This window comes from Bosea vaviloviae, assembly GCF_001741865.1.
In the GTDB taxonomy this organism is placed as follows: Bacteria; Pseudomonadota; Alphaproteobacteria; order Rhizobiales; family Beijerinckiaceae; genus Allobosea; species Allobosea vaviloviae.
Map to the genome: position 1 here is coordinate 1987025 of NZ_CP017147.1, position 14705 is coordinate 2001729.

The 14705-nt window shown below is 67.5% G+C and carries 13 protein-coding genes and 1 riboswitch; of the genes, 7 read left to right on the forward strand and 6 right to left on the reverse strand.

Going from position 1 to position 14705, the window contains the following annotated elements:
• Nucleotides 1–9: 9 nt before the first annotated feature.
• Together BHK69_RS09300 and BHK69_RS09305 are read right to left on the reverse strand one after the other, a co-directional pair.
• Complete coding sequence (locus BHK69_RS09300) at nucleotides 10–750, reverse strand: CbtA family protein (protein WP_069689851.1); 741 nt, start codon at nucleotides 748–750, stop codon at nucleotides 10–12.
• An 11-nt stretch (nucleotides 751–761) separates the two neighbouring features.
• Entirely contained in the window at nucleotides 762–938 is a 177-nt protein-coding gene (locus BHK69_RS09305) for a CbtB domain-containing protein (protein WP_069689852.1), read from the reverse strand.
• Between the two features lie 36 nt (nucleotides 939–974).
• A riboswitch (cobalamin riboswitch) is annotated at nucleotides 975–1160 on the reverse strand.
• 162 nt (nucleotides 1161–1322) lie between these two features.
• On the opposite strand from BHK69_RS09305, the gene cobU reads away from it, so the two are divergent.
• Both cobU and cobO read left to right on the forward strand, forming a co-directional pair.
• Nucleotides 1323–1835 carry a bifunctional adenosylcobinamide kinase/adenosylcobinamide-phosphate guanylyltransferase gene (gene cobU / locus BHK69_RS09310; RefSeq protein ID WP_069689853.1) on the forward strand — a complete coding sequence of 171 codons (513 nt, stop codon included), beginning with the start codon at nucleotides 1323–1325 and terminating at the stop codon, nucleotides 1833–1835.
• 27 nt (nucleotides 1836–1862) lie between these two features.
• On the forward strand, nucleotides 1863–2474 hold the full coding sequence (gene cobO / locus BHK69_RS09315) for a cob(I)yrinic acid a,c-diamide adenosyltransferase (protein ID WP_069693510.1): 612 nt from the start codon (nucleotides 1863–1865) through the stop codon (nucleotides 2472–2474).
• A 45-nt stretch (nucleotides 2475–2519) separates the two neighbouring features.
• Here cobO and BHK69_RS09320 read toward each other — a convergent pair whose 3' ends face one another.
• Nucleotides 2520–2744 (reverse strand): hypothetical protein, encoded by a 225-nt coding sequence (locus BHK69_RS09320; RefSeq protein ID WP_069689854.1) that lies wholly within the window; start codon nucleotides 2742–2744, stop codon nucleotides 2520–2522.
• Between the two features lie 79 nt (nucleotides 2745–2823).
• A complete protein-coding gene (gene cbiB, locus BHK69_RS09325; RefSeq protein ID WP_069689855.1) occupies nucleotides 2824–3804 on the reverse strand; it encodes an adenosylcobinamide-phosphate synthase CbiB in 981 nt (326 codons plus the stop codon).
• Between the two features lie 17 nt (nucleotides 3805–3821).
• On the opposite strand from cbiB, the gene cobD reads away from it, so the two are divergent.
• From cobD to BHK69_RS09340, 3 genes are all read left to right on the forward strand, one after another.
• Entirely contained in the window at nucleotides 3822–4838 is a 1017-nt protein-coding gene (cobD, locus tag BHK69_RS09330) for a threonine-phosphate decarboxylase CobD (RefSeq protein ID WP_244548448.1), read from the forward strand.
• 119 nt (nucleotides 4839–4957) lie between these two features.
• Nucleotides 4958–5929, forward strand: coding sequence for a D-2-hydroxyacid dehydrogenase (locus tag BHK69_RS09335; protein ID WP_069689857.1), 972 nt, complete (start codon nucleotides 4958–4960; stop codon nucleotides 5927–5929).
• Nucleotides 5930–6109: 180 nt separating this feature from the next.
• A complete protein-coding gene (locus tag BHK69_RS09340) occupies nucleotides 6110–10054 on the forward strand; it encodes an autotransporter domain-containing protein (RefSeq protein WP_069689858.1) in 3945 nt (1314 codons plus the stop codon).
• Between the two features lie 16 nt (nucleotides 10055–10070).
• Here the strand turns inward: BHK69_RS09340 and BHK69_RS09345 are convergent, their stop codons facing one another.
• On the reverse strand, nucleotides 10071–10595 hold the full coding sequence (locus tag BHK69_RS09345) for a hypothetical protein (RefSeq protein WP_069689859.1): 525 nt from the start codon (nucleotides 10593–10595) through the stop codon (nucleotides 10071–10073).
• A gap of 41 nt (nucleotides 10596–10636) precedes the next feature.
• Nucleotides 10637–12268, reverse strand: a complete 1632-nt coding sequence (locus BHK69_RS09350) for a GMC family oxidoreductase (protein WP_069689860.1) — start codon at nucleotides 12266–12268, stop codon at nucleotides 10637–10639.
• A 161-nt stretch (nucleotides 12269–12429) separates the two neighbouring features.
• Between BHK69_RS09350 and BHK69_RS09355 the strand changes: the two genes are divergently transcribed.
• Nucleotides 12430–13818 (forward strand): ethanolamine ammonia-lyase subunit EutB, encoded by a 1389-nt coding sequence (locus tag BHK69_RS09355; RefSeq protein WP_069689861.1) that lies wholly within the window; start codon nucleotides 12430–12432, stop codon nucleotides 13816–13818.
• On the forward strand, nucleotides 13815–14609 hold the full coding sequence (gene eutC, locus BHK69_RS09360; RefSeq protein WP_069689862.1) for an ethanolamine ammonia-lyase subunit EutC: 795 nt from the start codon (nucleotides 13815–13817) through the stop codon (nucleotides 14607–14609). The genes BHK69_RS09355 and eutC overlap by 4 nt, the downstream gene beginning before the upstream one ends.
• Nucleotides 14610–14705 lie beyond the last annotated feature (96 nt).

Here is a 14705-nt window from a genome sequence, read left to right on the forward strand (position 1 = left end):
CGCGAGGCGTCAGGCCTTGGCCGCGCGTCGCGTCGCCCAGGGCCAGATCACGCCGACGGCCAGGCCGGTGGCGAGCCAGAGCGCGGCCTGGACCGAGAGCGACAGCGCGGCGAAATGCGCTGCGATCTCGGCTGGGACCTTGCTCTCCGGCGCGGCCGGATGCGGCGCGCCGATCAGATGCGGCACGAGCATGGCGAATACGGCTAGAGCCCGGAGCCAGCCGGCTTCCATGCGCAGGAAGACGAAGAGCCCGCCGGCCGTGACCAGCGCCGTCGCGACCCACCAGATCTGACGATGCAAGAGTTCGGCCGCCGCGCTGCCGGGCAATTCCGGCGCGAGACCCGCCGCCGGGACGAGGCCGAAGGCGAGGAAGCCGCAGACCGCCCAGGCGAGCGCGCGCCTGTCGTCGATCGTCTCATTCGCCGCGATCATGCCGCCGAGCAGCAGCGCGGCGAAGCCGATCGCGGTCGCGACCGTGACCAGCGTGGTGAAGGCGGTGCGCTGCAAGCCGTCCTGCGGCTTCCATTCGGCGTGCTCATGGCCGGCGGCGTCGCCGGCGGGGCCATGGGCGAGGATGATGCGGGCCTGCCCGTCAAAGGACGCGAAAGACGGCGCGGCGGCGCGCATCGCCGCTTCATAGGTTTCCGCCTTGAGGATCAGCGGCGTGGTGCTGACATGCTGGAGCGCGGCGATGACGAGCCCAGCCAGAAGCCCGGCCAGGAGACTGACCGTGAGAACGCGATTGACCATGTTCGATCCCCTCAGTGGCAGGGGAAAGCGAGCGTGTGGCGCGTGTCGTGGGCGGCGTTGTGGACGCTGCTCGAATGCGCGAAGCCGACCGTGAAGATCAGCACGCTGCCGAGCAGCAGGGCGGCCAGCGCGGCCTTGGCGCGTTCGGAAACGCCGGCCGAAGTCGAAAGCGAAGCGGAGGTGTTCATCGTGATTCTCCTGGCCGCCCCGCCGGCGGCCTGTTGGATTGCGGAACGACGACGGCAGGTCTCCTGGCTCGCGGATCTCGACGTCCTGAGCCGCCTTCCCGGGATCGCTCCCAGTGGCCGATGGCGCAGAACTCACCGCTTACAGTTGCGGGGGCAGCCGCGGTATCGCACCGCGTTCCCTTTTCACCCCGTTGCCGGGGCACCGTCGGGGATGATCATTAGCCATGTGGGCGGTGCTGTGCAATGCACTGCGCCGTCATTCTCGGGCGAAGCCCTCGAGTCCGATCTTCGATCGGCCCAAGGATAAACTCCGCGCAGATCCCGAGAATCTCTTGCAGGAGATGGTCGGCTCGGGGCCGACCATGACGCCGGAGGAAAGGGCTCTTGGAAACTCCCCATCTCACCCTCGTTCTCGGCGGCGCGCGCTCGGGCAAGAGCCGCCATGCCGAGGCGCTGATCGAGGCGCTGCCGGCGCCCTGGACCTATATCGCGACCGCCCAGGCCTATGACGACGAGATGCGCGCGCGCATCGCCGAGCATCGGGCGCGGCGCTCCGGCAACTGGCTCACGGTCGACGCGCCGCTCGCCTTGCCCGAGGCGATCCGCGCCGTGCCGGCGGGGCGGCCGATCCTGGTCGATTGCCTGACATTGTGGCTGACCAATCTGATCCTGGCGGAGCGGGATACGGTGTCCGCGGGCGCCGAGCTCATCGCCGCCTGTGCTGAAGCCTCGGGCCGCGTCGTGCTCGTCTCGAACGAGGTCGGGCTCGGCATCGTGCCCGACAATGCCCTGGCGCGGCGCTTCCGCGACGAGGCCGGCCGCCTGCACCAGAACCTTGCTGCGCAAGCCCAGCACGTGGTTTTCATGGTCGCCGGACTTGCGATGCAGGTGAAATGATGCAGGTGAAATGATGCAGGTGAAATGATGACGATCGACGCTGATGAAGCCGCCCGCCACAAGGCCAAGATGGAGAAGCGCAAGGCGGTGCAGGACGCCGAGGTTGCCGCCAAGACGATCGAGAAGGGCCTGCTGATCGTCAACACCGGGCCGGGCAAAGGCAAATCGACAGCCGCTTTCGGGCTGATCCTGCGCGCGCTCGGCCATGGCTGGCGCGTCGGTGTGGTCCAGTTCATCAAGGGCGCCTGGGCGACAGGCGAGCGCAAGGCGCTCGATGCCTTCGGCGATCAGATCGCTTGGTACAGCATGGGCGAAGGTTTCACCTGGGAGACGCAGGACAAGGCCCGCGACATCGCCGCCGCCGGACGCGCCTTCGAGAAGGCGAAGGACTTGATGGCCGACGAGACGATCCGCTTGATCGTGCTGGACGAGCTCAACATCGCGCTGCGCTACGATTACCTGGCATTGGACGAGGTGGTCGCGACGCTGGCCGCGCGCCGCCCCGACCTGCACATCGTCGTCACCGGCCGCAACGCCAAGCCGGAGCTGATCGCCGCCGCGGATCTCGTGACGGAAATGACGCTGGTGAAGCATCATTTCGCAGCCGGCGTGAAGGCGCAGGCTGGGATCGAGTTCTGAGGGGATCAATCAGTGCGATCAGAACATTGACGTCGAGCAGATAGGTCACGGTTCCTCATCGCGAAGCTCGTTGACCAGCTCCATGGTGACGACCACTCCGGGGCGGCGGGGCAACTGCGGAATGCCATTGCGATAGGTGATCTCCGTCCCGGCCGGCAGCGACTGGCGCGCGAGCTCGGAAATCACCTCGCCGACCGTACGGTTCTGCTCCAGCGCCAGCTTCTCGGCTGCTCGGACGACATCCTCATCGATCGTGACATGCGTGCCCATCACGGGCTCCTGCCGGCTATCCGATACTGGATACTATAGCGCTTTTGCCGCTCTGGCGTAAGCTGATCGCCGGATCCGGTCAGACTGTGGCGAGCAACGCCACACCTGCCGCCGCCAGCGCCCACAGCATCAGGCAGGCCCCGCGATAGAGCCTGAGCGCCCGCCTGATATCGGCGGCCGTCGCCTCCGCGCGGCCATCCCCCATCCAGCCATCCTCGACGCGTGTCTCGCCATAGATGCGCGGCCCGGCGAGGCGCAGGCCGAGCGCCCCGGCCATCGCCGCCTCCGGCCAGCCGGCATTGGGCGAGCGGTGGCGATGGGCGTCGCGCCGCACGGCCTTCCAGGCTCCCGCCGCATCGGCCTCCCGGTCGAGGGCTGCGGCTGCGATCAGCAGCAGCGCGGTGAGTCGCGAGGCCGGGAGGTTGACGAGGTCGTCGAGCCTGGCCGCCGCCCAGCCGAAGGCGAGATGGCGCGGCGTCTTATGGCCGATCATCGAATCGGCGGTGTTGATCGCCTTGTAGAGTGCGCAGCCCGGCAGGCCGGCGAGGCCGAGCCAGAAGGCGGGGGCGACGACGCCGTCGGAGAAATTCTCGGCGAGGCTCTCGATCGCGGCACGCGAGACGCCGGCCTCGTCGAGGCTTTCGGGATTGCGCCCGACGATCATCGCAACCGCCTTTCGTCCCTTGGAGAGCCCGCCTTGCTCCAGCCCCTCGGCGACGTCAGCGACATGCTCGTAGAGGCTACGCTGCGCCAGCAGGGTCGAGGCCAGAAGCGCTAGGGGCAGCAGGCCGAGCGGCCCGAGCGCGAGGCAAAGCCGGGTCACGGTCGAAGCGAAGGCGATTGTCGCGCAGAGCAGGATGACGAGTGCGGCGAGCCCGGCCGCCTTGCGTGCCGCATAAGACGCGGTCTCGCGGTTCAGGCTGTCGTCGAGCGCCGCGATCAATGCGCCAAGCCAGGTGACGGGATGGCCGATCCGCGCATACAAGCCCTTGGGATAGCCGAGCGCGGCCTCGATCGCGAGCGCGGCGAGCAGCAGAAGCAAGGTGTCGGGCGGGCTCATGCGAGGCGGGATCGATCGTGATTAAGGGGGAAATCTGGCATGGCGGCGATCTCGCCAAGGCGCGGGCGCTGTTTGCGAATGCGCCCGAGCCCTGGATCGATCTCTCGACCGGTATCAATCCCATCTCGTATCCGCTACCGCCGCTGCCGCAAAGCCTGTGGCAGCGCCTGCCGGGCGCCGATGACGAGGCGGCGCTGCTGGCTGCGGCGCGCGCGGCCTATCACGTGCCCGAAAGCGCCGGCATCGTCGCGGCACCCGGCACGCAGATCCTGATCGACCTGTTGCCTCGGTTGGAAGGGCATGGGCCGGTGGCTGTCTTGACGCCGACATATGGTGAGCACACTCGCACATGGCTCAAGGTAGGGCGCGTAGCCCGAGAGATCGCCACCCTCAACGAGGTTGGCGATGCGGCGACAGTCGTAATCGTCAATCCGAACAATCCCGATGGCCGTGTTGTGTCAAAGCAAGATCTCGTTGCAATCGCCAAACAATGCGATGCGCGATGCGGCGCGCTGATAGTCGACGAGGCCTTCGCCGATTTCACCCCCGAGCCCAGTATCATTCCCGAGCTGCCGCCGGCGACGGTGGTCCTTCGCTCCTTCGGCAAGACATATGGGCTGGCGGGCCTGCGCCTGGGCTTCGCGATCGGCGATCCGGCGCTGACCGAGGCCCTGCATGCGGCGATGGGGCCTTGGGCGGTGGCCGGGCCGGCCCTGCGTGTCGGGGCGACGGCGCTGGCCGATTCCTCCTGGCTTGCGCAAGCGGGAGCCGCGCGCGCGGCCGACGCCGCGCGGCTCGATGCGCTGCTCGCGCCGCACGGCAGGGTCGTCGGCGGCACGGCGCTGTTCAGGCTGCTCGAAACCGGCAATGCGCCGGCGCTCTTCGCCCATCTCGGCCGCCATGGCCTCTATCTGCGCCGCTTCCAGAACGATGTGCGCTGGCTGCGCTTCGGCCTGCCGGGGCAGGCCTCGGAATGGGCCAGGCTCGAGGCGGCGCTGGCGGGCTTTGCGACCTCCGGCCCCGGCCCAGCGTGAAGCTTGCATGCGTTGACTGCCGGGACAGCGCGCCGCTCTCCCGATAACCTGACCGCGCCCGATAACCTGACCACGCCCAATAACCTGACCACGCCTTTGACTGTCGAGGAACGAGACGAATGCCCCTGCTGCCGCCTGACAATGAGCTGACGATCGGCTTCTCCCACGCCGCCTATCAATTGCAGGCCGAGTTCGCGACGCGCGGCCACGCCGCCCGGAGCTTTTCGGCGAACTCGCTCGACGAGCTCAAGGCGCGCTCGGTCGAGGCCGATGTCCTCGTCGTCTCCGGCCTCTGGCGCAACGAGCTGATCGCCGCTTCGCCGAAGCTGCGCTTCATCCAGTCGGTCAGCGCCGGCACCGACCAGTTCGACAAGCCGGCCCTGGCCGCCGCCGGCATTCGCCTCGCCAGCGCGCAAGGGGTGAATGAGCGCGCCGTCGCCGAGCACGCCATGGCGCTGGTCCTGGCCCTGACCCGCCAGATCCATCTCGCCCGCGACAACCAGACGGCCAAGCATTGGCGCCCGATGATCGGCGACCGCGCCAGGCGCGAGGACGAACTCGGCGGCAAGACCATGGTCATCGTCGGGCTCGGCCGCATCGGCCTGCGCCTGGCCGCGCTCGCCTCGGCTTTCGGCATCCGCGTCATCGGCGTGCGCCGCCGGCCGGAGCCGCAGCCGCATATCGAGGCGATCGTCCGGCCCGACCAATTGCACGAGGTCATGGCGCAGGCCGACATCGTCGCGCTGACCTGCCCGCTGACGGCGGAGACCGAAGGGCTGATCGGCGTCCAGGCGCTCGCCGTGATGAAGCCCACGGCCGTCCTCATCAATGTCGCACGCGGCAAGGTGGTGGATGAGGCCGCGCTGCTCGCCGCCCTGAGCGAGGGCCGGTTGGCCGGCGCCGGGCTCGACTGCTTCCATGACGAGCCGCTGCCGCCATCCTCGCCTTTCTGGGGCCTGCCGCAGGTCGTCATCACGCCCCATAGCGCCGGCGAGACGCGGGCCTATGAGGGCAATGTCGTTGATACCCTGCTCGACAATCTCGGGCGGCTGGCGCGGGGCGAAACCGCGCTGCGCAACCAGATCGTCTGAATGCGCCACTGCTGCTGGCCTGCTCCGGCATGTCGAAGCGACGGCATGCCGGGCGTTCGATTCGTGGGCCGTCGCCCGGCATGGCGACGAATGTCGATCCTCGCCCTGTGAATGGTGGTCTATTGCCGTAGAGTAAGATTGCCTTAAGTTGCCGCCCCGGGATTTGGGGGCGACGCTTTCGTGGATTTGATAAGCCAAGGGCGCGGCGCGTATCGCCGCCGCTTCGTCATGCTGGCTTTGCTGGCGGGCACGTCGCTGGGTTCGGCGCTGTTCTGTCCGGGCTCGGCCCACGCGCAGGACGCGACCTGGCAGCTCAATCCCGGCTCGGGCAATTTCAACGCCGGCGCGAACTGGACGCCGGCGACGGTTCCAACCGGCACGGCGTTCTTCGATGCCACCAGCCAGTCCGCGATCACAATCGGTGCGGCCACGACGCTTGGGGGCTTTACCTTCAACGCAAGCGCGCCGGCCTACACGATCACCATCGACCCTGCCGTCAACCTCACCTTCGCTGGAGCAGGCATCGTCAACAATTCCGGCCAGGCGCAGACCCTGGTCAATCATTGGTTCCTGATTTTCGCCAACAGCAGCACGGCCGGCAGTGCCACGATCACCACCAACAGCTTCCTTCAGTTCAACGACAGCAGCACGGCCGGCACTGCTACGATCACCAACACCAACAGCCTTCAGTTCTCCGGCAGTAGCACGGCCGGCAGCGCTTCGATCACCAACAACAGCAGCCTTTGGTTCATCGGTACGAGCACGGCCGGTAGCGCCACGATCACCAACAACACCAGCCTTCGGTTCTTCAACGGCAGCACGGCCGGAAATGCGACGATCGTGACGAATATCGGCGCGACGACCGATTTCTCGGACAGCACCGGCCCGCTCGGCGACAACCGCCTGAGCGCCGGGTCGATCGCTGGCGCAGGCGATTACGTCCTCGGCGCCAACGAACTCACCGTCGGCGGCGACGGCACGTCCACGACGGTCGACGGCATCATCAGCGGCGTCGGCGGCTCGCTGGTCAAGACCGGGGCGGGCACGCTGACGCTGACCCATCTCGACAATTCCTATGATGGCGGCACGACGATCAGTCAGGGCCGGATCTCGATCAGCCACAATGCCCAGCTTGGTGATGTCGCCGGCGGGCTGACCTTCGATGGCGGCGGCCTCGTCATCACCGCCAATGTGACCTCGGCGCGCACCGTCACGCTCAATGCCGGCGGCGGTACGATCGACAGCAACGGTTTTGTGCTGGAGCTAGACAGCCTCAGTACCATCTCGGGCATAGGCGGGTTGACCAAGACCGGTCCCGGCGATCTCATCCTCTCCGGCAACAACAATTATTCCGGTGCGACCAGCGTCATGCAGGGCCGGCTCATCGCCAATTCCGGCACGGCGTTCTCGGCGAGCTCCGATTACAGTGTCGCCACCGGCGCGACGATCCAGGTCGCGGATACGCTCATGACCACGATCGGCTCGCTGTCGGGGGCGGGCAAAGTCGTCATCGGCGATGGCGCCATCTTGTCGATCGGCTACAACGCCGTCGCGACCGTCTTCTCCGGCGATATCACCGGCAAGGGTTCGCTCTTCATGGACGGGCCAGGGACGCTCACCCTGACCGGGACGAGCAGCATAGAAGGGGTTCTCTTTCTGGGGGCTCTGTGCGGTTGCTCGAATCCGACGCTCGATATCAGCGGCGGCTCGCTCAGCGTCGGCAATCCGGCCGGCGGAGGCGGCGGCATCGCGGTGGCTGTCGGGACATTGCGCGTCAGCAATGGCGGCACCTTGAACATGGTGGATCCGGCCGGCTACCTCGTCGTCCAATCGGCGATGGAGGTCACGGGCGCGGGCTCGACCGTGACTGTCGAAGGCTTCACGGGCATCGGCAACTTCACGCTCGCAACGCTGAATATCAGCGGCGGCGCGGTGGTGAACAGCAAGGGCGGCGCGGGTCTCGATGGGCTAACGATCGCGCCGGTCGTGACGGTGACCGGCCCCGGATCGACCTGGAACGTCGATAACGGCTTGTTCGTCGGCAATTTTTCTGGCTTCGGCGGCTCCGGTAGTCTCGTCATTTCCGCGGGCGGCGTCGTGAACGCGACCGGGTTTGTCGAGATCAGTTCGGATCCCGATCCCGCTCTGGGCTTTCCCACCGCGAGCGTCATGGTGACAGGGGCGGGCTCGGTCCTGAATGCGACCAACGGCCTGCTCATCGGCTCTCCCGGTTGCGGCTGCGGTGGCGACTATGCCGGCGTGCTCACGGTTGCGGATGGCGGGCTCGTCAAGGCCGGGGCCGGCATCCAGATCAGCGCCTTGGGTGTGCTCAATCTCGGCAATGGCGGCTTGGCGGGCGCCATCGACACGCCTTTCATCCAGAATGACGGCGCCATCGTCGCGAATTTCACCGACAGCACCACCCTTGCCGCCAACATCTCCGGGGTGGGGACGCTGACCAAGCAGGGCTCCGGCAAGCTGATCCTGACCGGGACCAACAACTATACCGGCCCGACCTCGGTGCTCGCCGGGCTCCTTGTCGTCAATGGTTCGCTGACCGGCTCCGCCATCACCGTGGCGGGCGGCGCGCTCGGCGGCTCGGGCACGGTCGGCAGCCTCATCATCGCCTCCGGCGGCACGGTCGCACCGGGCAACTCCATCGGCACGCTGAACGTCGCCGGCAATGTCGCCTTCGCCGCCGGTTCGACCTATCAGGTCGAGCTCAATGCGGCCGGCGCATCCGACCTGGTCGCGGCGACGGGAACCGCAACCTTGTCCGGCGGCCAGGTTCAGCTTCTGGCTGCGCCGGGCAGTTACGGTCTCTCGACCCGCTATGTCATCCTGACGGCTCAGGGCGGCGTCAGCGGGCAGTTTTCCGGCGTGACCTCGAATTTCGCCTTCCTGACGCCGACGCTGAGTTACGACGCAACGGCTGTAGCGCTGACGCTGGCGCGCAATGCGGTTGCCTTCGCCGATGCGGCAGCCACACGCAACCAGGCGAGCGCCGGCCGCGCTGCCGAAGCGCTAGGAACGGGCAATCGCGTCTATGACGCGTTGGTGTCCTCGACGCTGGCGGAGGCGCGCGCCGGTTTCGACGCGCTTTCGGGCGAGGCGCATGCGCAGGCCGTCTCGGTCGCGATCGAGACCAGCCATCTGGTGCGCGACACCATCATGAACCGCCTGCGTGCGCCGTTCGCCTCCTCGACATCGCCCGGCACGGTGACTGGCGCCTTCTCGGCCGATGCGCCGGGCCGGCCGCGCATGGCGGCATTGCCCGCACCCGGCTTCGAGGCACGACGCTTCCAACTCTGGGGCGAGGCGATCGGCGCTCAAGGGCGCAGCGATGGCGACGGCAATGCGGCCTCGCTCGACCGGCGCGGCGGCGGCATGCTGTTCGGCGCGGAGTTCGATTCCGGCGGTGGCGAGACGCCGTGGCGCGTCGGCGTCGCCGGCGGCTTCACCCGCACCCGTTTCGACATCGACCAGCGCCGTTCGGACGGCACGCAGGACGCCGTCCATGCCGCGCTCTATGGCGGGGCGCGTTTCGGCGCGGTCAATCTGCGCGCCGGTGCCGCCTATGCCTGGAACCAGACCAACCTGACGCGCTTCGTCGGGCTGAACGGCTTCTCCGACGTGCTGCGTTTCGACGGCCAGGGGGCAACGGCGCAGGCTTTCGCCGAGGTCGGCTATGCCTTGCCGCTCGGCTCCGTCGCCTTCGAGCCCTTCGTCCAGGTCGCCGCCGTGAGCGTGCATTCGGATTCAGGCACGGAGCAGGGCGGGACGGCCGCATTGCACTTGAATGGCCACGACCAGAGCCTCGGGTTCTCGACATTGGGCTTGCGCGCAGAAACGCAGCTTGGCGCGACGCCGCTCTTCGCCCGCGCCATGCTGGGCTGGCGTCACGCCTTCGGGGAGACGACGCCGACAGCTGTGCTGGCCTTCGCCGGAGCCGCGAGCCCATTCCGGGTCTACGCCGCGCCGGTGGCGCGCGACGCGATGGTTGCGGAGGTCGGGTTGTCCTGGCGTGTTGCCGGCAATGTCGCGCTGGGTCTCGGCTACAATGCCGCCCTGGGCAATGGCGCGCGCGACCATGCGCTGCGAGGCCGGATCGACGTGACGTTCTGAGCCGGAGCGGCCGCGCTCAGGCGCGCAAGCCCCGCAACCAGCGCCTGGCCTCGTCGCGAATCCGGATGGCGGATTGATAGGCCGCGCTCGCCTTGACCCAGGTGAGCGCCTTGACGCGGACGGTCTCGATCGCCGCCATCAGCCAGGCCAGCCAGCGATAGCTCAGAAGCTTGTTCCGCCCGGCCTGGTAGATGCGCTCGACGATCAGGAAGCTGGCGAGATAGGCCACAGCGAGGATCACGATGCCTGCTGCGACCTGCCCGCGCCCGATCATGATCAGGCCGACGATCTTCAAGGGCTCTGCGACCGCGAAGGGGATCGCGAGCAAGGCGAGAATGGCCGATCGCGGCAATCGGGCGATCGCCGCTTCCGCCCGCGCGACGATTCCGAGCGAGGCGAGCCAGTCCGCCAGCGGCCGGTAGAGCGGCCGCGCGATCTCGTCGAGCAGCACGAGGACCGTCAGCACGCCCCTGGCGATGGCGAGCAGGATCTTTGTGGTCAAGGTCTTGACGGGCAGGCTGCGTTCGGGCGGCGATGACATGATGGCTCCAGCGTGCCGGTTGGAGCCTTCATATCATGGCGTCAGGCCGTTTTTGCATCTTCCAGCAGCATCTGCGCGCCTTTCTCGGCGATCATCATCGTCGGCGCTGCCGTATTGCCCGAGGTGATCGCCGGCATCACCGAGGCGTCGATCACGCGCAGGCCACGCACACCCCGCACCCGCAGGCGCTCATCGAGCACGGCCGTCGGATCGTCATCGACGCCCATCTTCGCTGTCCCGACAGGGTGGAAGATCGTGGTGCTGAGCCCTTTCGCCGCTTCCAGCAGCGCCTCGTCCGAGGTCGCGGCTGTGCCCGGGCTGTGTTCCTGCGGCTGGAAGCGCGCCAGCGGCGCTTGCGCCACGATCCGGCGCGCGAGCTTCAGCGCATCGACGGCGACGCGCTTGTCCTCGTCGGTATCGAGATAATTGGGCGAGATCGCCGGGGCGTCCTCAGGCGTCGGGCTCTTGAGATGGACGCTGCCCCGGCTCGATGGGCGCAGGTTGCAGACGCTTGCGGTGAAGGCCCCGAAGGGGTGCAAGCCATCGCCCCATTTGTCGAGCGAGAGTGGCTGGAAATGGAATTCGAGATTGGCGGTGGCGTAGTCCGCCGAGGATTTCGCGAAGGCGCCGACCTGCGAGGGCGCCATGGTCAATGGCCCGGTGCGCAACGCCGCATATTCCAACGCCATCAGCGGCCGGCGCCAAAGTTTCGCATAGTCGGTGTTGAGCGTGCGCACGCCGTCGACCTTGTAGACCGGGCGGATCTGGAGGTGGTCCTGCAGGTTCTCGCCGACGCCCGGCAGGTTCGCGGTCGTGTCGATGCCGAGGGCCTGCAGGCGCGCGCCGTCGCCGATGCCGGAGCGCTCCAGCAGCGCCGGCGAGCCGAAGGAGCCGGCGCTGAGCACGACTTCGCCGCGGACCTCGACTCTGAGCTTCTCCTCGCCATGGCTGAACTCGATCGCACTGGCCCGGCCATCCTCGATCACGATGCGCTCGACCAGGACGCGCGTCTCCATGCGGAGGTTGTCGCGGACATCGAGCACCGGCTTGAGGAAGGCGGTAAAGGCGCTCCAGCGCCGGCCGCGCCGCTGGTTGACCTGGAAATAGGCGGAGCCTTCATTGTCGCCGGTGTTGAAGTCTGCGATCTTGGCGATGCCCGCCGCCTCGGCCGCATCGCGCACGGCGTCGAGGATGTCCCAGCGCACGCGTGGATTCTCGACCCGCCATTCGCCGCCGGCCTTGTGGTGCTCGCCCGTCCCCGGCGCGACATGGTCTTCATGTTTCAGGAAATTGGGCAGGACATCGTCCCAGCCCCAGCCGGTGAGCCCGCGCTGGCGCCAGCCATCGTAATCGGCCGCCTGGCCGCGCATATAGATCATCGCATTGATCGCCGAGCAGCCGCCGACGACCTTGCCGCGCGGGAAGGGCAAGGCCCGCCCGCCCAAGCCCGCCTGAGGCTCGGTCTTGAACAGCCAGTCGGCGCGCGGATTGCCGATGGCGTAGAGATAGCCGACCGGGATGTGAAACCAGATCCAGTCGTCCTTGCCGCCGGCCTCCAGCACCAGGACCTTCTTGCTCGGATCGACTGAGAGCCGGTTGGCGACGACGCAGCCGGCCGAGCCCGCCCCGATCACGACATAGTCGAAGGTGCCGATGGTCCTGCGAGCCGACATGACGTTTCCAAATCCTGCGGCGGATGACGTCCCGCTCTCCGGACAAGGAGCGTTAATCGCGGTAGCGGGTGGCAGCAATGCTGCATCTGCGTTTGCTCGTGCCAATATCCGCATTAGCATGTTGCAAGGCACGAGGATTGATTTCGGCGAGGATTGATTTCATGGCGTATCGCGCGGCGGTCGGGCGACAGAGTTACGTTTTCGCCGATTTGAAGACCTTGCTGGCGAAGGCGACGCCCCTGCGCTCGGGCGATCAGCTCGCAGGCCTCGCCGCCGGCAGCATGGAAGAGATGATGGCAGCGCGCATGGCGCTGGCCGATCTGCCGCTGCGGACCTTCCTCGACGAGGCGCTGATTCCCTATGAGGAGGACGAGGTCACGCGATTGATCGTCGACAGCCATGATGCGGCGGCGTTCAAGCTGATCGCCTCGCTGACGGTCGGCGGCTTCCGCGACTGGCTCTGCTCGGATGCGGCGACGACGCCGGTCCTGGCCCGGCTCGCGCCCGGCATCACGCCGGAGATGGCGGCTGCCGTCTCCAAGCTGATGCGCAATCAGGATTTGATCCTGGTCGCCAGGAAGTGCCGGGTCGTCACGCGCTTCCGCAACACGCTCGGCCTGCCCGGCGCCATGGCGGTCAGGCTCCAGCCGAACCACCCGACCGACGATGTCGCCGGCATCCTCGCCTCGACCATGGACGGGCTGAGCTATGGCTGCGGCGATGCCGTCATCGGCATCAATCCGGCCTCTGACAGCATGAGTACGATCGGCGACCTGCTGCGCCTGCTCGACGCGCTGATCGCGCGTTTCGAGATTCCGACACAGGCTTGCGTGCTGACCCATGTCACGAGCTCGGTGGCGCTGATCGAGCAGGGCGTGCCGGTCGATCTCGTCTTCCAGTCGGTGGCTGGAACGCAGGCAGCTAACGCCTCCTTCGGAGTGACGCTGGCCTTGCTGCAGGAGGGGCTGGAGGCTGGCCGCTCGCTGAAGCGCGGCACGGTCGGCGACAACGTGATGTATTTCGAGACGGGCCAGGGCGCGGCGCTCTCGGCCAATGCCCATCACGGTGTCGACCAGCAGACGGTCGAGGCCCGCGCCTATGCGGTCTGCCGTGCCTATGAGCCGCTTCTGGTCAACACGGTCGTCGGCTTCATCGGCCCGGAATATCTCTATGACGGCAAGCAGATCATACGCGCCGGCCTCGAGGACCATTTCTGCGGCAAGCTGATGGGCGTGCCGATGGGGTGCGACATCTGCTACACCAACCATGCCGAGGCCGATCAGGACGACATGGATACGCTTCTGACGCTGCTCGGCACGGCCGGCGTCAATTTCATCATGGGCATCCCCGGCGCCGACGACGTGATGCTGAACTATCAGTCGACCTCCTTCCACGACCAGCTCTATATCCGCGAGGTGCTCGGCCTGAAGCGCGCGCCGGAATTCGAAGCCTGGCTCCGGCGGATGGACATCACCGACCCCGCGGGAAAGTTGAGCGCGGGACAGGGTGGCCAGGCCTTGCTCGCCGCCATGCAGGACCGCGCCGCATGAAAACGCCGGACAAGCCTGCCTCCACGGCTCAGCGCTGGGCCGAACTCGCGCAATTGACGCCGGCCCGCATCGCGCTTGGCCGCTCGGGCGCCTCGCTGCCGACGCGCGAGGTGCTGCGCTTCGGCCTCGCCCATGCGCTGGCGCGTGACGCGGTGCACGAGCCCTTCCGTCCGGAGGGTCTGGCCGCGGACCTTGCGGCCTTGTCGCTGGATACGGTGATGGTCGAGAGCGCGGCCCGCTCGCGCGGCGATTATCTGCGCCGGCCCGATCTCGGCCGTGGCCTCTCGGAGGAGAGCCGCCGCGTGCTGTTGGCGCGGCGCGGCGCCTGCGATCTCGCCATCATCGTCGCCGACGGCTTGTCCTCGACCGCGATCCATCAGAACGCCGCCCCCTTCATCACGGCGCTGCTGCCGCATCTGAAGCGGCAGGGATTGACGCTCGCGCCGGTCGTGATCGCCTCGCAGGCCCGTGTCGCGCTCGGCGACGAAGCGGCCCATGCGCTGGGTGCGCGCATGGCGCTGGTGCTGATCGGCGAGCGGCCGGGCCTGTCCTCGCCGGATTCGCTTGGCGCCTATCTCACCTTCGCGCCCAGGCCCGGCCTGACCGACGCCGCGCGCAACTGCATCTCCAACATCCGCCCCGGCGGACTCGATTTCGAGGCCGCCGCCTTCAAGCTAGCCTGGCTGATCGACCAGGCCTTCAATCGCTCGCTGACCGGCGTCGACCTCAAGGACGAGAGCGGCAGCGCGCTGGAGGGCGGGACAGCCGTCGGCGCCATCGCGGGGGCTTAGAGCGTTTTCGAGCGAAGTGGATGCCGGTTCGCGTGAAGAAAACGCGTTAAAACAAAGATCTAGAGCGATTGCGCGTCCAATCGGATCGGAAATTGC